The sequence below is a fragment of the Roseovarius sp. YIN77 genome, from assembly GCF_057219155.1.
The window spans coordinates 83,883-104,473 of the sequence record NZ_JBXVVI010000004.1 but is presented as its reverse complement, the minus strand read 5'-3'; the positions used below and the strand labels follow the sequence as shown (position 1 = coordinate 104,473).

Annotated in this window: 20 protein-coding genes; 10 read left to right on the top strand and 10 right to left on the bottom strand. The window is 55.9% G+C overall.

What is annotated here, in order from left to right:
* From AC2D8P_RS06630 to AC2D8P_RS06620, 3 genes are all read right to left on the bottom strand, one after another.
* The gene (locus tag AC2D8P_RS06630; RefSeq protein WP_484701487.1) at positions 1-240 is read right to left on the bottom strand and encodes an HP1242/YdcH family protein; all 240 of its coding nucleotides are present in this window, start codon (positions 238-240) and stop codon (positions 1-3) included.
* Between the two features lie 98 nt (positions 241-338).
* Complete coding sequence (gene betC / locus AC2D8P_RS06625; RefSeq protein ID WP_484701486.1) at positions 339-1,847, bottom strand: choline-sulfatase; 1,509 nt, start codon at positions 1,845-1,847, stop codon at positions 339-341.
* A gap of 294 nt (positions 1,848-2,141) precedes the next feature.
* Complete coding sequence (locus AC2D8P_RS06620) at positions 2,142-2,912, bottom strand: alpha/beta fold hydrolase (RefSeq protein ID WP_484701485.1); 771 nt, start codon at positions 2,910-2,912, stop codon at positions 2,142-2,144.
* Between the two features lie 250 nt (positions 2,913-3,162).
* Here AC2D8P_RS06620 and AC2D8P_RS06615 point away from each other — a divergent pair, with 250 nt between their 5' ends.
* Entirely contained in the window at positions 3,163-4,101 is a 939-nt protein-coding gene (locus AC2D8P_RS06615) for a DMT family transporter (RefSeq protein ID WP_484701484.1), read from the top strand.
* Between the two features lie 29 nt (positions 4,102-4,130).
* On the opposite strand, the gene AC2D8P_RS06610 is transcribed toward AC2D8P_RS06615, so the two are convergent.
* Together AC2D8P_RS06610 and AC2D8P_RS06605 are read right to left on the bottom strand one after the other, a co-directional pair.
* Positions 4,131-6,140, bottom strand: coding sequence for a hydantoinase/oxoprolinase N-terminal domain-containing protein (locus AC2D8P_RS06610; RefSeq protein WP_484701483.1), 2,010 nt, complete (start codon positions 6,138-6,140; stop codon positions 4,131-4,133).
* Positions 6,141-6,233: 93 nt separating this feature from the next.
* A complete protein-coding gene (locus AC2D8P_RS06605; RefSeq protein WP_484701482.1) occupies positions 6,234-7,154 on the bottom strand; it encodes a LysR family transcriptional regulator in 921 nt (306 codons plus the stop codon).
* 159 nt (positions 7,155-7,313) lie between these two features.
* On the opposite strand from AC2D8P_RS06605, the gene AC2D8P_RS06600 reads away from it, so the two are divergent.
* The 4 genes from AC2D8P_RS06600 to AC2D8P_RS06585 are packed head-to-tail and all read left to right on the top strand — an operon-like array spanning position 7,314 to position 10,867.
* Entirely contained in the window at positions 7,314-8,330 is a 1,017-nt protein-coding gene (locus AC2D8P_RS06600) for a TRAP transporter substrate-binding protein (RefSeq protein WP_484701481.1), read from the top strand.
* A 60-nt stretch (positions 8,331-8,390) separates the two neighbouring features.
* The gene (locus AC2D8P_RS06595; protein ID WP_484701480.1) at positions 8,391-9,014 is read left to right on the top strand and encodes a TRAP transporter small permease; all 624 of its coding nucleotides are present in this window, start codon (positions 8,391-8,393) and stop codon (positions 9,012-9,014) included.
* Entirely contained in the window at positions 9,014-10,354 is a 1,341-nt protein-coding gene (locus tag AC2D8P_RS06590) for a TRAP transporter large permease (RefSeq protein ID WP_484701479.1), read from the top strand. Before AC2D8P_RS06595 ends, AC2D8P_RS06590 begins: the two co-directional genes overlap by 1 nt.
* Before the next feature lie 24 nt (positions 10,355-10,378).
* Positions 10,379-10,867, top strand: coding sequence for a universal stress protein (locus AC2D8P_RS06585; protein ID WP_484701478.1), 489 nt, complete (start codon positions 10,379-10,381; stop codon positions 10,865-10,867).
* Positions 10,868-10,996: 129 nt separating this feature from the next.
* On the opposite strand, the gene AC2D8P_RS06580 is transcribed toward AC2D8P_RS06585, so the two are convergent.
* Positions 10,997-11,410: a nuclear transport factor 2 family protein gene (locus tag AC2D8P_RS06580; RefSeq protein ID WP_484701477.1), complete on the bottom strand. Its 414-nt coding sequence runs from the start codon at positions 11,408-11,410 to the stop codon at positions 10,997-10,999.
* 281 nt (positions 11,411-11,691) lie between these two features.
* On the opposite strand from AC2D8P_RS06580, the gene AC2D8P_RS06575 reads away from it, so the two are divergent.
* Positions 11,692-12,588 carry a DMT family transporter gene (locus AC2D8P_RS06575; RefSeq protein WP_484701476.1) on the top strand — a complete coding sequence of 299 codons (897 nt, stop codon included), beginning with the start codon at positions 11,692-11,694 and terminating at the stop codon, positions 12,586-12,588.
* Positions 12,589-12,715: 127 nt separating this feature from the next.
* On the opposite strand, the gene AC2D8P_RS06570 is transcribed toward AC2D8P_RS06575, so the two are convergent.
* On the bottom strand, positions 12,716-13,705 hold the full coding sequence (locus AC2D8P_RS06570; protein ID WP_484701475.1) for an NAD(P)H-quinone oxidoreductase: 990 nt from the start codon (positions 13,703-13,705) through the stop codon (positions 12,716-12,718).
* Entirely contained in the window at positions 13,702-14,415 is a 714-nt protein-coding gene (locus tag AC2D8P_RS06565; protein ID WP_484701474.1) for a COQ9 family protein, read from the bottom strand. Before AC2D8P_RS06565 ends, AC2D8P_RS06570 begins: the two co-directional genes overlap by 4 nt.
* A 104-nt stretch (positions 14,416-14,519) precedes the next feature.
* Between AC2D8P_RS06565 and rpsU the strand changes: the two genes are divergently transcribed.
* The 3 genes from rpsU to AC2D8P_RS06550 all read left to right on the top strand — a co-directional run bounded on the left by rpsU (position 14,520) and on the right by AC2D8P_RS06550 (position 15,845).
* The gene (gene rpsU / locus AC2D8P_RS06560; RefSeq protein ID WP_484701473.1) at positions 14,520-14,726 is read left to right on the top strand and encodes a 30S ribosomal protein S21; all 207 of its coding nucleotides are present in this window, start codon (positions 14,520-14,522) and stop codon (positions 14,724-14,726) included.
* Between the two features lie 385 nt (positions 14,727-15,111).
* The gene (locus AC2D8P_RS06555; protein ID WP_484701472.1) at positions 15,112-15,291 is read left to right on the top strand and encodes a hypothetical protein; all 180 of its coding nucleotides are present in this window, start codon (positions 15,112-15,114) and stop codon (positions 15,289-15,291) included.
* Between the two features lie 353 nt (positions 15,292-15,644).
* Positions 15,645-15,845 carry a hypothetical protein gene (locus AC2D8P_RS06550; protein WP_484701471.1) on the top strand — a complete coding sequence of 67 codons (201 nt, stop codon included), beginning with the start codon at positions 15,645-15,647 and terminating at the stop codon, positions 15,843-15,845.
* A gap of 106 nt (positions 15,846-15,951) precedes the next feature.
* Here the strand turns inward: AC2D8P_RS06550 and AC2D8P_RS06545 are convergent, their stop codons facing one another.
* Positions 15,952-16,293: a tetratricopeptide repeat protein gene (locus AC2D8P_RS06545; protein WP_484701470.1), complete on the bottom strand. Its 342-nt coding sequence runs from the start codon at positions 16,291-16,293 to the stop codon at positions 15,952-15,954.
* Between the two features lie 237 nt (positions 16,294-16,530).
* Positions 16,531-16,998: an Lrp/AsnC family transcriptional regulator gene (locus AC2D8P_RS06540; protein WP_484701469.1), complete on the bottom strand. Its 468-nt coding sequence runs from the start codon at positions 16,996-16,998 to the stop codon at positions 16,531-16,533.
* A 127-nt stretch (positions 16,999-17,125) separates the two neighbouring features.
* On the opposite strand from AC2D8P_RS06540, the gene putA reads away from it, so the two are divergent.
* Positions 17,126-20,587 carry a bifunctional proline dehydrogenase/L-glutamate gamma-semialdehyde dehydrogenase PutA gene (gene putA, locus AC2D8P_RS06535; RefSeq protein ID WP_484701468.1) on the top strand — a complete coding sequence of 1,154 codons (3,462 nt, stop codon included), beginning with the start codon at positions 17,126-17,128 and terminating at the stop codon, positions 20,585-20,587.
* Positions 20,588-20,591: the final 4 nt, after the last annotated feature.

Genomic DNA, 20,591 nt, shown 5'->3' with positions numbered 1-20,591 from the left:
CTAGGCTGCAGCCAGAATCCGCGCCAGTTCATCCTTCAGATGCAGCCGCAGCTTGCGCATCTCCATCATGTGTAAATCATCGGTCGGCTCAATATCCGTTTCGGCCCGATGCACCGCCCTGTTAATCTCGTGATACTCGTCAAACAAGCGCACAAAATGTGCGTCCTTTTGCTTTAACACGCTGATTTTCTGCGCATATTCTGGAAATTCTTCTGCCAATTCGTGGGGAGTGTGTGACATGATCTGCCTTTCTGATTAATCTCAGCCCAAGGCTATTGGCAAAGCGGATTGCCCACCTTGACACGTATCAAATCAGATCACTTCTTTTGCGGCAGAATTTACTCTCCCCGCGGGAAACGCTGATTGTCCTCGACCACATTCAAATCCATATGGTTGCGCATGTATCGTTCCGATGCCTTTTGCAGGGGCTGATAATCCCACGGGTAATAATCGCCATTGCGCAGCGCCTCATAAACCACCCAACGCCGCGCCTGGCTTTCGCGCACTTCAGCATCGTAACGATCCAAATCCCAGCGCGTTTCGGCCTTTGCCCGCAGGCTGTTCAGCGTACCTTGATGGGCCGGATCATCCGCCAGATTGGTCAGCTCATGCGGGTCATCCTCCAGATCGAACAACTGATCTGGATCCAGCGCACAGCGATTGTATTTCCACCTGCCGTAGCGCAGCGACACCAACGGCGCATAGGACGCCTCTGCCGCATATTCCATGGCCACAGGCGCAGTACGTTCCGCCCCCTGCGCTGTAGGAAGCAGACTTTCGCCATCGGTCCAGGGCATCACCTCTTCTATCGAAATCCCCGCCAAATCACAAAGCGTGGGCGTCACATCCACTGTCGATACCGACGCATCGATGCGGCCTGCGGGCAGATCAGGGGCAGCGATCATCAGGGGTACACGGGCGGAGCCGTCATAGAAGTTCATCTTGAACCAAAGCCCCCGTTCCCCCAACATATCGCCGTGGTCCGACACGAACAGGATCACCGCCTCCTGCCGTGTCGCCTCCAACGCCTCCATCACCTCGCCGATCTTGTCATCAAGGTAAGAGATATTGGCGAAATAGGCGCGGCGTGATTTGCGGATGTCGTCCTCAGAAATGTCGAATTTCCGCCAGTCATTGGCATCGAAAATCCGCTGCGCATGGGGATCGTGATCGGCGTAGGCCATGGCCGGAACCTCCGGCAACAGATGTTCGCAATCGGCGTACAGATCCCAGTATTTCTTGCGCGCCACATAGGGGTCATGGGGGTGGGTAAAACTGACAGTCAGGCACCACGGGCGATCATCCTTGCCGCGCGCCAGATCATAAACCTTGCGGGTGGCGTGATAGGCGACCTCGTCATCATATTCCATCTGGTTAGAGATTTCCGCGACCCCTGCCCCAGTGACCGACCCCATATTGTGATACCACCAATCAATGCGTTCGCCGGGCTTGCGGTAATCGGGCGTCCAGCCAAAATCGGCAGGGTAAATGTCGGTGGTCAGACGCTCCTCAAACCCGTGCATCTGGTCGGGGCCAACAAAATGCATCTTGCCCGACAGGCAGGTCTGATAGCCCGCCCGGCGCAAGTGGTGCGCGTAGGTCGGAATGTCCGACGCGAACTCCGCCGCATTGTCATAGACCCGGGTCCGGCGCGGCAACTGCCCAGACATGAAACTGGCCCGCCCCGGCGCACACAGAGGCGAGGCCGTATAGGTATTGGTAAAACGGGTGGAGCGTGCGGCAAGCCGCTTCAGGTTGGGCACATGCAGCCAATCCGCCGGCCCATCGGGGAAAAGCGTTCCGTTCAACTGGTCCACCATGAAGATCAGAATGTTTGGTTTGCTCATATCTGTGCCTTTGCCGTCAGAACAGGGCTTGGTGTCATCATTATCAGGATACTTCTGCTGCATTATTGAAAACCGTCAAAATACGAACCAGATTAGTCGGTTACGTCCAGAACGCACCGCGCGTATATCCGATGATATGTGCGCTGCTTATCATTGGTTGACTGATCAATCAATCGACATTGATAACCCTATAGCCCACACCCGTTTGGTTCAGAAAGCTGCGCCTATTGCACTGTGATGCGGGAGCATGGCAATTGGAAATTTCAAGCCAGCTTTGCGGGACGGAGCGGCCATTCACCTACGCGCGTTGAGTGATCGCTTTTCGATGGAACTCAAGGCCAGTGCTATTTTGTCAGCGAGCATGTCGGGCTGATCGACACTCGCCCAATGGGTGGCGTTTTCGAGAACGATCCGATCCATCGGGTTTTCACTAAGCCATTCGAGAGTGGTTTTCGGGCAGTTTTCGGGATTGTAGAGATAGATCACCTTTGCTGCATTTTGCAAAACCATTCCGGGCAAATGTTTTGCGGAGAACCCTCGCGCATCTGCTCCAAGCTGCCAGAGTGCCACCGGATCAGCTTCCGATACAGCCTGTCGATATCGTGTTATGATCGGTGCTGTCGTAGACATTTCGTCCAGCCGGTCGAGAAATGCTCTTCGAAATGAAGCTGGGTCATCATAGTCGGCCGCTGTCCCTGAGAAATATGCGTCTTCAGCCGTTATATTCCCTTCCAAGGAAAGGATTGACGTGATGGAGCAGCCGGGTTTCTCAGCCGCGAGCGATGCGATGATCGAAGCCACCGAATGAGCTAGGACGATTTCAGCCCCACATTCGTTCGCCCGATCCGCAACAAACTGGGCAAGAGCATTGAGGGTGGTTTTACCTGATAACGGTGGCGCTCCAAATCCCGGAAGATTGAAGGGCAGCAATCGATAGTTTTTGGCGATGCGGGTTTCAGCCAAACCTTCGAACATGCTCGCATTGTCGCCGAAGCCTCCAATGCAGAGAATTACAGGGCATTTGCCCACAGTGTGCTCAGGTCGTTCCGATGCTGTTTCAACCATCCAGCTCTCCTAGCGTCCCATTTAGCGAACTTTAGTGCTAGGCCGCAACGTCATGCAACTTGGGCACACGCTTTCGATTGGCTGTTAGTTGTTAAGTGAACAAAAACTGCTATCGAACCCATGTCAGCTTCGAAATTCTACCTTTTTAAGCCGTTGTCGTGTTTTCCAACCCTATCCGCATGAAACGGGTCGCCCGACCTGGATCAATCTGGGTATCTGAAAGTATCGACAAAGTGACCGAGATACTTGGATGCCCCTTACCCCCACACCAAGCCTGGATATCAAATCCACCATCATGCTGCTGATGCTGGCAGCCGTTTGGGGCGGATCGTTCTTTTTCGGCGAAGTGGCTTTGCAAGAGGTTCCACCACTGACAATTACCTTGCACCGGGTCATCTGGGCCGTGCCGATATTGGCGGTGATTGTCATATCACAAGGAATTGCCATTCCTCGATCGGTTCGAATTTGGCGGGCATACATTGTGATGGGGGCGCTTAACAACGCCATCCCCTTTTCGCTGATTTTTTGGGGGCAGACACAGATCGAAAGCGGGCTTGCCTCCATCCTGAACGGAACAACTGCCATGTTCGGGGCGGTGGTTGCTGGCCTATTGTTGCCTGATGAGCCGTTGACCATAAAAAAGATGCTCGGCGCCGCGCTGGGTGTTTCCGGCGTGGCCTTCATCATGGGGCCTAGTGCGTTGACCGACTTTAATCCCACCAACTTGGCCCAAATCGCTATCCTTGGAGCAACACTGTCTTACGCTTTTGCCAGTGTTTGGGGCAAAACGGCACTGACGGGACAGCCGCCGCTTGTGAACGCATTGGGCATGTTAACAGGCAGTACGGTGCTGATGATCCCAATGGTGCTTTTCTTTGACAGCCCACCACAACTGTCGCTTTCCATTGGCGTATGGGGCGCCTTGATCGGCATGGCCGCGTTATCAACCGCGCTTGCCTATGTTCTCTATTTCGCCATTCTGACGCGCGCGGGTGCCGCAAATCTGATGCTGGTGACTTTGCTGATCCCACCCTTTGCAATCGGGCTTGGCGTGGCGTTTCTGGGCGAAGAGATGGGGATCACCGCTTGGATCGGTTTTGCCATCATCGCCTTGGGGTTTGCTGTGACGGACGGGCGGCTGTTTTCACGCTATTCCCCAAGACCTACATCAAAGGCCGAACGTGGCTGAATAACGGGCAGATCGCGATTTCGCAGTCCTCACTCCGCCGCGATCCTTGGCCTACCCGATACGGTCACCACAAATTCGCCCTCTAGGAAGTCATCCTCCCCGCCCTCGCCCGTGCGTTTTATGTCGCGTGATATGCTGGTGCGCAGGTTTTCGGCACCGGCGTCGCGGGCGGCCTCGGTGGCGGCGTCTGTCAAGATCGCCTCCACGGCGGCCGTCGCCTGAGCCTCCGACGTGAAATCCTGAACGGTACCCGGCAAATGCGCGCGGTACAGCCCTGGGGATGGCAGAGTTATTGTCGCCTGCCGTGACATGGAGATCTGCCCGACCACCGCGCCCAGCGCATTGGCGATCTCGGCATGTTCTGGCACATTCATCGGGCAGCGCAGCCGGTCGCCCACTGCCGGGTAATAGGCATGGGCAGAGGCCCCCAACCCGACCACCGGCACGTTCAGCCGGATATCAGCGGCAATCAGCCCCGCATGCCGTTCCAACCCACGCAACATCAATTCGTGCCGGGACAGATTTGTGGGATCACCGGCAAAACCCGGATCCTCGTCAAAGGCGGCCTCCAGCAGCACCATCGCAGTTTGTTCGGTCAATTGGTCCAGCACCTGCTGCGCCAATACCTCTGGCGCTTGGGCCACGCGGTCCCCGGTGCCGATCCGGCGGCGGATAAACAACATCATAGCCTTTTCCGCAGCAGCCCGATCCCACATATCGGCGACGCCCAAAACGTGGCTCGCATCTGACGGGGTCAATGCCGACATCAAAACCAACCCGCGCTCTACCAATCGGTTCAGCGCGGCCAGTTCCATCCGGGTTTTCAATAGGCCGGTCAATGGATGGGCGTCTTCGCCAATCCGGGCAAACAGGGCCGCCTCGCGTTCATTCAGCCCGGCCAGCGCGGCGGCATCCCGGCGCACCGGCACCACGAACCGACCATCGGTTTCCAGATTGGTGGTGGCGTTCAACTGCGCGTCCAGCGTCTTGTGCACCAGCTCTGGCCAGTCCGTGGCCAACAAGGATACCGGGACCACCCGGCGCGGGCCCAGATGCAGACCACCGTGCAGGCCTTCGTCCTTCAGATGAACCTCTGAATCACCACCCAGCCCGGTGGTGCGCATAGCGACGGCCTCTACCATGGTGCGATGCCCGCCCACACGCGCGCCCGCCGGGTCAATCATCGGCTTGCCATCGCGCAAAAGCGCCACATCTGTGGTGGTGCCGCCAATGTCAGAGACCAGCGCCTCTGCCTCCCCGGTCAGCCAACTGGCCCCGACGATTGACGCCGCAGGCCCCGACAGGATGGTTTCAATCGGCTTTTGCCGGGCCATGGCGGCGGAAATCAGGGCCCCGTCGCCCCGCACCACCATCAATGGCGCGTCAATTCCATGCCGCGTCATCAACCCCTCCGCCGCCGTGATCAGGCTACCGATCATGCCAATCAAGCGCGCGTTCAGCACCGCGGTCATGGCGCGTTTGGGGCCATTCAGCTTGGCCGACAGATCGTGAGAACACGACACCGGCTTGCCCGTCGCCTCTGCAATCAGCTCTTGCGCGGCGATCTCATGCGCCGGATTGCGGGTGGCAAAGGCCCCGGCCACGGCAAAGCCGCTGATCCCGCCACCGTAATGGCCCAGCCAGTCACGCAATGCGGCGGCGTCAAACTGCGTCACCTCACCGCCCGCGTGATTGTGCCCGCCGTTGATGCGCACCACCGGGTCACCCTTCAGGGCCTCCGCTAGGCCCTGGCGTTCCAGATCTCGTTCTTCAAACCCCAAAGAGACCAGCGCCACGCGCCCGCCCTGCCCCTCAACCAGAGCGTTGGTGGCCAGCGTGGTCGACAGCGACACCATCACCACGTCGCCCGCATCGGCCCCGCTATCGGCAAGCACCTTGGCGATGACATTACCGACCCCGATCGACAGATCATGCCGCGTGGTCAGGGACTTCGCCTTGGCGATGACCTCTTTTTCATCCTTCAGCAGCACCGCATCCGTGTAGGTGCCCCCGGTATCGATCCCCAGCATCAAAGACATTGCGCGCGTCCTTCTCCCGTTACCCCGCCATTAACGAGATGGCCGAATTTCGCAAGAGGGAAGTGAGGTCAAATGCGCTGATACCGACGATGATCAGCTATGCGCGGAAATCAAACAGTCCAGAAACGCCGTTATTCGCCGGCCGGTAGAGGTGCTTTTGCGCACGATCGCGGCCATGGTGGACGTATAAGTGGCCGAGGTATTCTTCAGCTCACACATCAATCCGGCCTCGACAAACTGGCGCGCGGAATGGGTTGGCAAGAACCCAAGGTAACGCCCCGATAAAATAAGCAGGGCCAGCGCCTCTTCGTTTTGGACAAATGCCGATCTTTGCAAGCGCAGCTTTTGATGAACGGCCATGTTTGGTGAATTGAAATTCAGACCGGCATAGGCATAGGACCTCAGCTCGCTCAACTTGTACGACGCTCCGGCCTCGTCGAACAATTCATGTTCCCGCCCGCAATACAGTCGCATATCCTCTGTATAAAGTTCGCTGTAGTTCAGCATCGGTGATCGCCGGTGCAACGGCACGATCCCCAAATTGAACTTGCCATTGATAACGCCCTCTTCGATGACATTTGGCGGCTCCATCGAAATATCCAGGGTCACCCCCGGCGCCACATCCCGAAACATGCGTATGGCCTCGAATACCTTGGCGGATGCATTGGTGGACGAATGGTCCAGACAGGCAAGGCGCAGTTTGCCGGTCAAATCCTTGTGTGCGTCATCCAGTTTTTCCTGAAATTGATCAATGGCAAAAAACAGGTCCTCTGCGGCTTCCAGCACATATTCCCCGTCAGATGTCAGCGAAAACCCCGCAGGGCCGCGATGGCACAGCTTCATCCCAACGCGCGTTTCCAGATCAGAAATGTGTTTGCTAATCGTCGAACGACCAATGTTCAGTTCAAACTCGGCGGCGGTAAATCCCCCACAGGCCACCACGGTTTTAAAGACATCAAGCAATCGGATATCCACATCACTGACACGGCGCTTGATTTTTTTGGTTTTTGCCAACAGTATGTTTCCTAGTTGTCGAACTTTACGTTGCTAAGTTTGTATTAACTGCAAGGTAATCGCAATCTATAAGCACGCCATTGGCCGGAATTTTTAGCTGATCTATTCACTGTAAATGCCGGTTGGTGATCAAAAATTAACAAATAGGGAGAAGCTTTCATGAAGATGTTCAAGAAGCTTTCTGCAGCCACAGCCGTTGCAACCGTCGCAGCCATGTCGCTTGCGGCGCCGGCATATGCCAAAAACTTCAAAATCGCAGTTGGTGACAGCGGCGGGTCCAGCCAGGAGGCAACCGGTCTGGCCTTTGTTGAGCAACTGGAAGAATTGTCCGGCGGCAAGCACACAGCAACCTTGTTCCTGAACGGTCAGCTGGGGTCGGAACAAGACACGGTCAACGATGCTGCAATCGGCACGCTGGACATGTCACTTCTGGCAATCAACAACGTGACACCGTTTTCGCCCAGCGTTGGTGTCTTTACACTGCCTTACGTCATCCTCAGCCTGGAAGATGCCGAAACCCTGACCCAGGGACCAATCGGCCAGGAACTGACTGAAAACACCATCAACGACGCTGGTGTGCGTATCATCGCCTGGACTTATACCGGTTTCCGTCGTCTGACGAACTCCAAACATCCGGTGCGTTCGGTTGCTGATCTGCAGGGCCTCGTGATCCGCGTTCCCAAAAACGAGATCATGATCGATACTTACCAATCATGGGGCATCAGCCCAACCCCGATGGCTTGGTCCGAAACCTTCGCTGGTCTGCAAACCAAAGTTGTTGACGGTCAGGACAACCCCTACACCACCATCAACGCGATGAAGTTCTACGAAGTGCAGAAATATGTAACCAACATCCGTTACATCTTCTCGATCGAACCGCTGATCATCTCTGAACAGATCTTCCAGGATCTGTCCGCCGAAGATCAGGCCATCGTGCTGGAAGCGGGCAAAGCCGCAACCGCTGCATCAGCTCAGTTCCTGCGTGACAAAGAAGCAGAGATCAAACAGATCCTGCTCGATGAAGGCATGGAAATCGTTGATCCGGAAAATGACGAGAAAGAGTTCATCGATCTGGCAACTGCTGCCGTTTGGCCAAAGTTCTACGAGAGCATTGGTGGCATCGAAAAGATGAACGAAGTTCTGGCCGCAATCGGCCGCGACCCAGTCTCTGAATAATCTGGCACATGAATAAGAAGGCGCCCACCGGGCGCCTTCTGATCGCTTCGGGAGGGACGCATGAAAACCTTTTGGTCAATCGCTAACAATATAGAAAGCTACCTGTGCCGCACCTTGCTGGCGGTGTTCGTATGCTTGCTGTTCTTGCAAGTCATCGTAAGAACGCTCTTCAACTTTTCATTTTCCTGGATTGAAGAACTATCCGTCTACATGTTTGTTTGGTTCGTTTTCTTTGGCGCAAGTTACGCCGCGAAAATGGGTGCCCACAATCGGGTGACGTTTCAGTTCAAGTTTCTTCCGCCACGCGCCATCAAATATATCGAGGCCTTCGCGGATCTGTTCTGGATCTTCTTCAACGTCTATTTCGTCTATCTTGCGATTGACTTCATCTTCAATCGGATGAACCGTTTCCAATCCTCCCAAACTCTGGGCTTCCATCTCAGCTGGGTCTACATCGTGTTGCCCATCGCCTTTACCCTGATGACAATTCGCGTTTTGCAGGTGAACTATAAAAAGATCATCCTGGACGAGGATCTGCGTGATCCGGACAAGATCGATCTCGAAGAGGTGCGGGCAGAGACTGAGGCCGGCGAACAGATGCACAAAGAGGCCATTCGCGTCGAAATGGATGAAATCCACACCGATGCCGATACCACAGAAGAAACACGCCCGGAGGATAAATAATGGGTACTGAAATCATCTTTATCCTCTTCGGAGGCTTTCTATTCCTGCTCTTCATCGGTGCACCGATCACGGTTGCATTGGGGGTCTCGACCCTCATCTCCTTCCTCTATCTGGGTGAAAACCCGATCAAGTTCGTGCAGATCGCCTTTACCTCTGTGGGGTCCTTCCCGCTGATGGCGCTTCCGGCATTTATTCTTGCAGGCGCCTTGATGGAGGCCTCAGGCCTATCGCGAAGGCTGATCAATGTTGCCGAAAGTTTCGCCGGACCATTTACTGGCGGCATGTCCGCAGCTGCGGTATTCGCCTGCCTGTTTTTCGGCGCGATCTCTGGGTCGGGTCCGGCCACTACGGCCGCTGTCGGGATGTTGATGATCCCGGCCATGATCGATCGGGGCTACAGCCGTAGCTATGCCTCTGCCATCACCGCATCATCCGGTGGATTGGGCATTGTTATCCCACCCTCCATCCCGCTGATCATCTTTGGTATCGCAGCCTTGGGTATGCCGGCCCCACCCGAAGCGGTGGCCGAGCACGGTGCCTTCCAGACCGTATCGATCCCGAAACTCTTTATCGCGGGCTTCATGCCGGCCTTCCTGATCGCGGGCAGCCTTTTGATCATGAACTATATCCTGGCCAAAAAGCACGGCTACAAAGGCTCCAGCGAAGGTTGGTCCGCCCGCCAAATCTGGTGCGAGCTGTATCGCGGATTCTGGGCGCTGATGGCCCCTGTTGTAATCCTGGGCGGAATTTATTCCGGCTTCTTCACACCGACAGAGGCCGCAATTGTGGCGATCTTCTACACCTTGATCGTCGGGACATTCATCTATCGCGAACTGTCCTGGCAAAAGCTGTTTACCTCGCTCGAAACCACCACATGGCTGACCGGTCGGGTGCTGTTGATCATGTTCACCGCCACCGTGTTTGGCCGACTTCTTGTGGAAAACCAGATCCCTGCCGTCATTGCAGAGGGCATGCTGTCCGTCACCGACAATATCTATGTGATCTGGACACTGGTGATTTTCTTCCTGCTCTTTGTGGGCATGTTCATGGAAACGCTGGCCACGATCCTGATCCTGGTTCCGGTGATGCTGCCAGTGGCCTATAGCATGGGCATTGATCCGATCCATTTCGGTGTGGTCATGGTCTGTACACTTGGTGTCGGCTTTCAAACACCACCGCTGGGGGAAAACCTGTTTATCGCCTCGGGTATCTCGAACATCTCGATCGAACGTATCTCTGTGGCGGCCCTGCCCTTTGCGGCCATCAATACCGTGGCAATCTTTATCATCGCGTTCTTCCCAGAGATCGCTTTGTGGCTGCCAAGGGTGTTTGGCTATTGACCCTGCGAACGAAAGGAAACTGATATGCTACCTCAAGTCACTGATATCCTGTTCGCAACGGATATGTCCCAAAACGCCGACAACGCCTTGCGTCATGCTCTGAGCATGGCGCAAGCCCACAACGCCAAGGTTCATGTCCTGCATGTGACAGAGCCTCTATCGCAAGATGCGATCGTGACTCTGAACATGTTCATGCAGGATGATGCCTCGCGTAAAAAGGCGATCAACGATCGGCACAACTCGGTCAAGAAAATGCTGAAATCCAACCAATCAGCGTTTCTGAAAACCCTGTCGGCAGAGGAAAAAGACGCCTACAAAGCGGTCAGCAGTGTTGAGCTGATCGATGGGCACCCGGCAGAGGCGATCATGCAAAGGGCCAAGGAATTGGGCTGCGGGCTGATCGTCATGGGCACCCATGAACAAGGCACGGCGCACACTTTCATCGGAACCGTCGTCAAGCGCGTCTTGCGCCGGTCCTCTATTCCGACATTGGTCGTCCCTCATACCGCATAACAATAATCCTCCCATGTAATAAACTGGCGGCTCCGGCCGCCATTTTTTTGGGGGCCGCACATGAATAGGCGCGGCCCCAACGTCTCTTTGGCACCGATCCTGATCCCGTCGATCTGTCGTCGCGCGCTGTTACTTCGGGGTGATTTTCGCTGCGGTGGTCAGCAAGACGATCTCGTCATCCTCGACCACATATGTATCCACGCCGAATTCATATACCGCCTTGGGGCTTTCTGCCGACCAAGTCAGCATCACAACATTGCCATCAGCGGCCATACCGTGCGTATCGTTGGAAATGCCGGGTTGTGAAAACTCTGCAATCAGCGCTTCCATAAACTCGTGAATTTCGGCCTTGCCGCTATACACCCGGTCAATCGAAACAACCCTCGCATCATCCGCAAAAGGCGCCGTCATGGCATCCGCATCAAGCGCCCCATAGCCACGCAGATGTTGCATCACCACATCCCGCGCCCCGTCGGCCGCTGCCGGGATTGCAGAGATGGCGGTTAAAACTACGGATAAACTGATGGTTTTCAGATCAAACATCAAACTGTCCCCCTAGGTTTTAATGGCCAAACTGTAACACAGGGGCTTTCAAACCATGAACAGATTCCCCTTTACTCTCTGAATTGTGAAACTCTCGGGCCTTTCTATAAGCCCTCCACAATGCCGGGGTTTTTCGGGTTTCAGCTTTCAAACATGGCCAATTGACCAGTGCCCCAATCCCAAATTCCAAGGCCCGGCCCATCAAAGAACTGCTTTCATTTTCATCACCTGCGCAGTACACGCGGAATGACCTTTAACACCTGAAAATTTGGCTATCTTTCATGTCACTCTCCACACCGGGATATCGCACCGGGCGCGCCATTGCTGCCATTGTCGTTGCGGTCTTCGCGCTGTCGCTGGGGGATACCTTGATCAAAGCGGCGGGCCTGTCGCTGCCGATCTGGCAGATGTTTGCCTTGCGGTCTTTGATTGCAGTGCCCGTGATGTGGTGGATTGCCCAGCGGCACGGCCCGATTACACCGCAGGGGTTCCATTGGGTGGCGCTGCGCAGCATCTTCATGGTGACAATGTGGGTGGTCTATTATGTCTCCCTGTCACTGATCCCGCTGTCTGTGGCTGCGGCGGCCTATTACACCGGGCCCCTCTTCATCGTGGCTCTTGCTGCTGTGGTCGAACGGCGCTGGCCAAGACCCCGGGCGTTGATCGCCATTCTGGCAGGCTTCGTTGGCGTCCTGTTGGTGATCCGGCCCGACGCGTCCGGGTTTCATATCGCCGCATTGCTGCCGCTGATTTCTGCGGTTCTTTATGCCTGCGCCATGGTTCTGACCTTTGCAAAATGCCGGGCGGAAAACCCCTATGTCCTGGCGCTTGGGTTAAACATCGCCTTTGCCGCCGCCGGATTGCTGATGGGCTTGTTTTCCGGGCAAGAGGGCTCTGTTCTGTTTGGGCCCTGGCAACCAATCACTGCAAACACGTTGATGACAATCCTGGCGCTGGCTGTCATCATTTTGATCGCCAGCGCAGGCGCAGCAATCGCCTATCAGGACGGTCCGCCTGCAACCATCGCCGCCTTTGACTATGGCTATCTGGTTTTCGCGATCCTTTGGGGGGTGGTGATTTTCGACGAACTTCTGGGGCCAGTGACGTTGATCGGTAGCCTCTTGATCCTCGGCGCAGGATTATTGGCCCTGCCATCCCGCAGACGCAGATCAGTGTGATCCCAATTCATCCACCTGTGTCGCCGCCTTCGCGTGCCACGGCGTGATATTGCGCACAACCTGTGTACAATCCGCACCGTCGCAATACAGACGTAATACCGACGTCGCACCGACAGCCGATTTTGGCTCAAATCACCTTTAGAACGATCTTGCCAATATGGCCGGAACTTTCCATCCGGGCATGGGCCTTGGCTGCGTCTTCCAGATCAAATTCGGAATCAATCACCGGCGCGATACGGCCTGATGACAACAGCGGCCAAACTTGTTCACGCAACTCGCGGGCCATCCCGGCCTTGGCCAGATCGGACTGCGGACGCAGGGTGGATCCCGTCACGGTCAGGCGGCGCAGCATGATCTGGGCAAAGTTCAGCTCGACCTTGGGGCCCGACAGAAAGGCGATCTGCACCAGTCGCCCTTCATCGGCCATTGCCTTGATATTGCGGGGAATATAATCGCCGCCAACCATATCCAGGATCAGGTTCGCGCCGCCCTCGGCCTTCAGAATGGGGACGAAATCCTCGTTCTTGTAATTGATTGCGCGCTCGGCCCCGAGCGCCACACAGGCCGCGCATTTCTCATCCGATCCGGCGGTCGTGAACACCCGTGCGCCCAAGGCGGAGGCCAGTTGGATCGCTGTGGTGCCGATACCGGATGAGCCGCCATGAACCAAAAACCGCTCACCCGCCTTCAACCCGCCGCGCTGAAAGACGTTGGACCAGACCGTGAAAAACGTCTCTGGCAAGCACGCCGCCTGCCGCAAATCCATCCCCGCCGGCACCGGCAAAACATGCACCGCCGGCACCACCACATATTCGGCATACCCCCCGCCCGGCAGCAAGGCACAGACCTGATCGCCAAGTTGAATATTGGACACGCCCGCACCCAGATCCACCACTTCACCAGCGCCTTCCAGGCCAGGCAAGTCACTAGCGGTGGGCGGCGCCTTATACAGACCCGCGCGTTGCAGGGCATCCGGGCGATTGATCCCCACCCAATGCAGACGGATCAAAATCTCCCCGGGTCCCGGGTTGGGCAGTGACCGTTTGGCGGGGACCAACACCTCTGGCCCGCCGGGTTGAGAAATTTCGACCACACGCATCTGATCTGGTAACGTCATGCTTTGCCTGCCTTTTTATCTGTCTCATCTTGCGGTGTGTTCTGCCATGTCCCCGGAACATCCCGCAACGGAGTGGCCTTTGGGCGGCGGATAGACGATTGCAGATGATCGAGCGCCGCCCCGAGCATCGGGATTTTTCGGGCGCTTGCCTTCAGCTTTTCAAACTGCATGACATTGTCGATACGCCGATCCAGAAAGGCCCAGCTGTCGGCCTGCCCAGTGCTGTCATCTCCTAACCAGAACAACACGGTTGAACCATAGACCGCAGACAACGTGGCGCGTTTACTGTACCAGTTGGCATCATCAGATGTATCCCCCAGCGCCGTCCAGATCGCATCTGCGGTTCCCCAAATCAGTTGCGCCCCATCGCCGGTGTTCTGCGGAAGCGCAAATAGGACAGATCCGCGCCGGACCAGTTCCTTATCTGCCCCCTCCAACCGCAGGCGCACAGCCAGCGTGACCCGGTCGCGAAACCGCATCTCGCCAAGATTGCGCTCTGCTAACGCCGCCACCATCGCCTGATCGCCATGACGGTGATAATCACAGGCCAGATCTATCGCACCACGCGGACAGCATGCCATGCCTTGTTCGGCTGATAATCCGATATCCTGACAGGCAGCGGAAAAGGCCTCTGCCCCCCAGCCATCAAAGGCGACATGGGGGATCATAGCCTCTAGCAGGCGCGCGCGCATATTATCGGATCGAGTCATTAAGGTTCCTTCTTGCATGGTTCTAGACAAAGCTTGGACGCTTTGCTATAGGCCAGCTTCCTGCAATTTTTGCAAATCTAACTTAGGAAGGTGGTGACAACCACATGCAGGTTAGCGTACGTGATAACAATGTCGATCAGGCGCTTCGTGCTCTGAAGAAAAAGCTTCAGCGCGAAGGTGTTTTTCGTGAAATGAAGCTTCGTCAGGCTTACGAAAAACCGTCTGAGAAGAAAGCACGTGAGAAGGCCGAAGCGATTCGTCGCTCGCGCAAGCTCGCCCGTAAAAAGGCCCAGCGCGAAGGTCAGCTGTAATCGCCCAGCGACACAGCTAAACTGATATTCAACCCAGGCATCATGTGCCTGGGTTTTTCTTTTCTTATGTCTCGCATCAACAGACTAGACGCAGTCGCCCAAAAGAGCAGGGAATCGGTTGCGTGGTCCTTGTGTCCAAACGACGCCAATTGTTGCCAAATTAAATTCAATAGATATTTGCAGCCATAATTGTTGCCCAATACCGGCAGAATCCCGGCTCCCGAATCAGCGATTCATGCGCAGGCGTTCAAATCAATAATTCTTTAACCCGTTGTTTTAAAGTTGAATTTCCGAATCCGAACGCCAGACCTGTACGAAAAGACTAGTTCGGGGATTTCGTTCCTCACCGCAACCTGAGGCTGTTCGTACAAGATGGAGCAAAGCCATGCGGAAGATTACCATCGGCCCAGAGGCCCACAGCCTGCAAGGAACATATCGCCTAACTGCTGGTGATCTGGTGCTTGCTTTGACGGCCACAACCTTGCTGATGATCGCCGCGACTGTGCTTTTGACCGGATTGTTGGATGACCGTACTGCGCAGGACATTTTGGCCGCCGCTGGTTGAATGCCCTTCGTTGAACCCGTTCTGTTTCGGACATTTTTTAACGCGGTTGAAAGAATCCGCATCACATTGTGTGTGAGTTTCGAGTTCGCCCAATAGGGCATGTTAACGTGGTGCACCCCTGTCGAACGTGTTTCATCATTGATCGGCAGGGGATTTTATGATCCGCAATATCGCCGAAATTGCCTTCGAAACCGCCAGTTTTCGGAGAAACGAGAAGGAAATATCGAAGTAACTAAAGGACAGGTTGTCCGTGTTTGGAACCAATGTGATGATAACACTACCATAAACATATCATTGCACACTCCAATTGTTGCCACATTCAGCTGCCAACTCTGCGGCAAAGGAGTTTTAAAATGTCTGCTAAGAAATTGGATGATTTCAGCCCGCTGCCCGGAGTACTTCCTGCTGGTCGCTTGGTTTTGTCGGGTGTTCGTACAGAAACTGCATTTGTTGACGCACTACGCGAAGAGTTTGATTACTTGATAAAAGAAAAAGAAGACTTGAATGCAGCGTCAACATCAGAAGTGCCGGAGTTTCACTTCGATCGGCATTAATGGCGCTGACGCGACCCTGAAATGACCGAAACCAATTGATGCGCCCAACCTCATTGGACGGGCGCCTTTTTTTTGTGGCTGGCACGGTTTCAATGTAGGGCCGCCGCTATAGCTCTTGGCCTAGCGGCTCAACCAGATATCTGCGTTCCGGCAACCAGGGGTTCATATCCAGCGCGGTGCGCAGCTCGCTCTGTGCCAGTTCAGGCCGCCCCATTCCGACCAGAGTCAGAAACCGGCCTGATCGGGCCGCAGTATGGCCCGGGGATAACGCGATTGCCTGGTCCAAATCGGGAAGCGCACTGGCAAAATCATTTTGCAGATAATAGGCAAAGGCCCGTTGGTTGTATCCTTCTGCATAGTCCGGGCAGTAGGCCACAAGCTCGTTCAATATTTCGATCGCACCAGCATAGTCAGCCACGCGGATTCGGCTGACCCCAATATCCAGCATGTCTTGCGCCTTCGCATCTGGGGCATCTTTCCAAAGACTCCAAAGCGCGCCCATCAATGGGCGGGCGGATAGCTCATTTTTGGCTTGTCTGAGCTGATCGTAAATATGATCCTGCAGCTCACGATGATCCGGCGCGGGCGGGCATTTAGCCCACACAGGCCCACAACCAAAAGCCAATACCACCAATGTCAATATACTGTGTCGCATACCCCATGGTGGGACAGCAAAGCCCTCAGGTCAATTCACGTTCTCAATACCGCCCTCTTTCACGGCCTGCATGGCCACAAAGGTTGATGTGCCCGAAACATAAGGCAGGGTTGATATCTTTTCGGCCAGCACCGCCCGATAGCTGCGCATGTCTTGCGCCCGTACTTTCAGCAGATAATCAAAATTCGCCGCCAACATGTGGCATTCCTCGACCTCGGGGATTTGCACGACCGCAGCGTTAAATTTGGCCAATGCCGCTTCTCGGGTGTCGTTCAGGCGCACCTCGACAAAGGCCACATGATCCCGCCCCATTTTGATGTTATCGACAATGGCCTGATAGCCTTTGATGACACCGCTATCTTCCAACCGGCGCAGACGGGCCTGTGTTGGCGATTTTGAAAGGCCGATAATCTGCGCCAGATCGGTCACGCTGATCCGTCCGTCAACGGCCAATGCGGCCAGAATTGCGTGATCAAACCTATCCAATTCCATATCCATTTTTCCCGGCTGATCGACATACAAAAGTCGATTTCACTGCATTTTAATTACAATAAGAGATTTTTCCCTTCTCACAAATGTTATTCTGGTCGAAAGGCCCCCCAAAACTTCCCCATGAGGACGCAAGATGACTGCCGACCAACTGCGTGACCTGCACGACAAGCTCGACCTAAACACATACGCCGACGAAGGTGCGGTGCTGACCGAATTGCTACAGCAATCCGGTCTGTCACCCGAGGATCGGACCCGCATATCTGCCAGCGCCGCTGATCTGGTGCGCCAGATTCGCAGTTCCTCCAATCCCGGTTTGATGGAGGTATTCCTGGCCGAATACGGTCTGTCCACCGACGAAGGCGTCGCGCTAATGTGTTTGGCAGAGGCATTGCTGCGCGTTCCAGACGAAGACACGATCGATGCACTGATCGAAGACAAGATCGCGCCCTCTGATTGGGGCAAACATTTGGGCCATTCGACCTCTTCACTGGTCAACGCCTCCACCTGGGCGCTGATGCTGACCGGCAAGGTTCTGGACGAACAGGAACCCGGCATTGTCGGCACCCTGCGGGGGGCCATCAAACGGCTGGGGGAACCGGTGATCCGCACCGCTGTTGGCCGCGCGATGAAAGAGATGGGGCGCCAGTTTGTTCTGGGCGAAAACATCCAATCCGCGATGAAACGCGCCAAGGGGATGGAAGCCAAAGGTTACACCTATTCCTATGACATGCTTGGGGAGGCCGCACGCACAGAGGCCGACGCCAAACGCTATCACCTTTCATATTCCCGCGCGATTTCAGCAATTTCCGAGGCCTGCACGTCAAAAGACACCCGGCAAAACCCGGGCATCTCGGTCAAGCTGTCTGCCCTGCATCCGCGCTATGAAATCGCACAACGCGACCGGGTGATGGCCGAACTGGTGCCGCGAGTGCGGTCCTTGGCGCTGCTGGCGAAATCTGCAGGCATGGGTTTTAACATCGACGCCGAAGAGGCGGATCGCCTGTCGCTGTCTCTGAATGTGATCGAGGCTGTTTTGGCCGATGGCGCCCTGAAGGGCTGGGATGGTTTTGGTGTGGTTGTGCAGGCATTTGGGCAACGCGCAGGCACCGCCATCGATTGGCTTTATGCGTTGGCGGAAAAGCTGGATCAACGCTTCATGGTGCGGCTGGTCAAAGGCGCCTATTGGGACACCGAAGTCAAACGCGCGCAGGAAAAGGGCATCGATGGCTTCCCGGTCTTTACGCGCAAGGCGTCAACCGATGTCAGCTATCTGGCCAATGCCCGCAAGCTGTTGGGCATGACCGATCGCATTTATCCCCAGTTCGCCACCCATAACGCACACACCGTTGCCGCCATTCTGGATATGGCGGGTGACAAAGAAGCCTTTGAATTTCAGCGCCTGCATGGCATGGGCGAACGTCTGCATGACATTGTCCTGTCAGAAAACCAGACCCGCTGCCGCATCTATGCCCCGGTCGGGGAGCATCGCGACCTCTTGGCCTATCTTGTGCGTCGCTTGTTGGAAAACGGGGCGAACAGCTCTTTCGTGAACCAGATTGTCGACGAAAGCGTCACCCCGGAAGAGGTCGCCTCTGATCCGATTGCCGAGGTCGAGTCATATATCGACACCCCGTTGAGCCCGGCATTAAAAACCGGCCCGGCCCTTTTTGGTAGCGCTCGTGTAAACTCCCGCGGGTGGGACATTCAGGATGTCCCAGCGATTGCAGAAATCGAAGAGGCGCGTGGTGTGTTCAAGGGTCAAAGCTTTGCCGCCGCTCCTCTGATCGCTGTGGAAGCGAAGCAGGGCAAAACTATTCCGGTGTTCAGCCCTACCAATCCTGACGACCATGTAGGAACAGTCGAAGAAGCCAGCGCGGAACAGATCGAAGCTGCTCTTTCGGCTGCCAGACCATGGCAAACCGATGCGAAAACGCGTGCAGATGTGTTACGCAAAGCGGCTGATCTTTATGAAGCCAACTTTGGCAAACTGTTTGCACTTCTCAGCCGCGAAGCCGGGAAAATCCAGCTCGATTGCGTGGGTGAACTGCGCGAGGCCGTCGATTTTCTGCGCTATTACGCGTCAGAGGCGGAAACCCAAACCAATCCGGCGGCAGGCGTCTTTACCTGCATTTCGCCCTGGAACTTCCCATTGGCGATTTTCAGCGGGCAAATCTCGGCCGCTCTTGCGGCTGGCAACGCTGTTCTTGCAAAACCAGCCGGTCAAACCGCACTGATTGCCCATGCCGCAGTAAGCCTGATGCACGAGGCCGGCGTCCCCCGCGACGCTCTGCAGCTTCTGCCCGGCGATGGCGTAACCGTAGGGGCTGCTTTGACATCAGACGCGCGGATATCCGGCGTGGCCTTCACCGGGTCCACGGCCACTGCGCTGCGCATTCGACGTGCGATGGCTGAACACATGTCTCCTTCGGCGCCACTGATCGCAGAAACCGGCGGGTTGAATGCGATGATTGTGGATTCCACCGCCCTGCCCGAACAAGCGGTTCAAGCGATCGTGGAATCAGCCTTCCAATCTGCCGGGCAACGCTGTTCGGCCCTGCGCTGTCTCTACGTGCAAGAGGATATCGCAGACCATCTGCAAGAGATGCTGTTTGGCGCGATGGATGAGTTGGAGATCGGCGATCCGTGGAGCTTTGCAACCGATGTTGGGCCCGTGATTGATGATTTGGCGCATGGACAGATCAGCGCCTATGTCGACGCCGCCCGCGCCGAAGGCCGGGTATTGAAAGAACTTACCTGTCCTGAAACCGGGCATTTCGTCGCCCCAGTCGCGATCAAAGTGGACAGCATCGCCCAGATGGAGCGGGAGGTTTTTGGCCCTGTTCTGCATATCGCCACGTTCAAATCGGACGAAATCGACGACGTGATCGCCAAGATCAACGCCACAGGTTATGGCCTGACTTTCGGTCTGCACACGCGGATTGACGACCGGGTGCAGCATGTGGTCGAGCGCCTGCATGCAGGCAACATATATGTGAACCGTAACCAGATCGGCGCGATTGTCGGCAGCCAACCCTTTGGCGGCGAAGGGCTGTCCGGTACCGGACCAAAGGCGGGCGGTCCGAACTATCTGCCGCGTTTCACGCTGAACCGGACCACACCAAGTGATGCCGCAAATAGAAGTGCCGCCAATGCACAATCTGTTCAGGCCGAACTCAACGCATCGCAGCCGTCGGTCAATTCAAGCCGCACGCTGGTGATGCCTGGGCCGACTGGGGAATCCAACACCTTGACCCTGATCCCGCGCGCGCCGCTTTTGTGTGCTGGACCAGGGACAGAGGCGGTGAATGCACAGCTTCAGGCCATCCAATCTGCGGGCGGTCTGGGCGTTGCCGCTGACGGCCTGTCCGCAGATGACCTGAAGACCTTAGCAGGTCATTCCGGTGTCGTGTTCTGGGGCTCTGAATCTGACGCGCGGTCTTACGCGCAGGCACTGGCCCAGCGCGACGGCGCTATCCTGCCTGTCATTGGTGGTGTGCCGGATACGGGTCACCTGATGCAGGAACGCCATGTCTGTGTCGACACGACCGCAGCGGGCGGCAACGCCGCGCTGCTGGCCGAGGTCAGTGACGGTTAAGCGG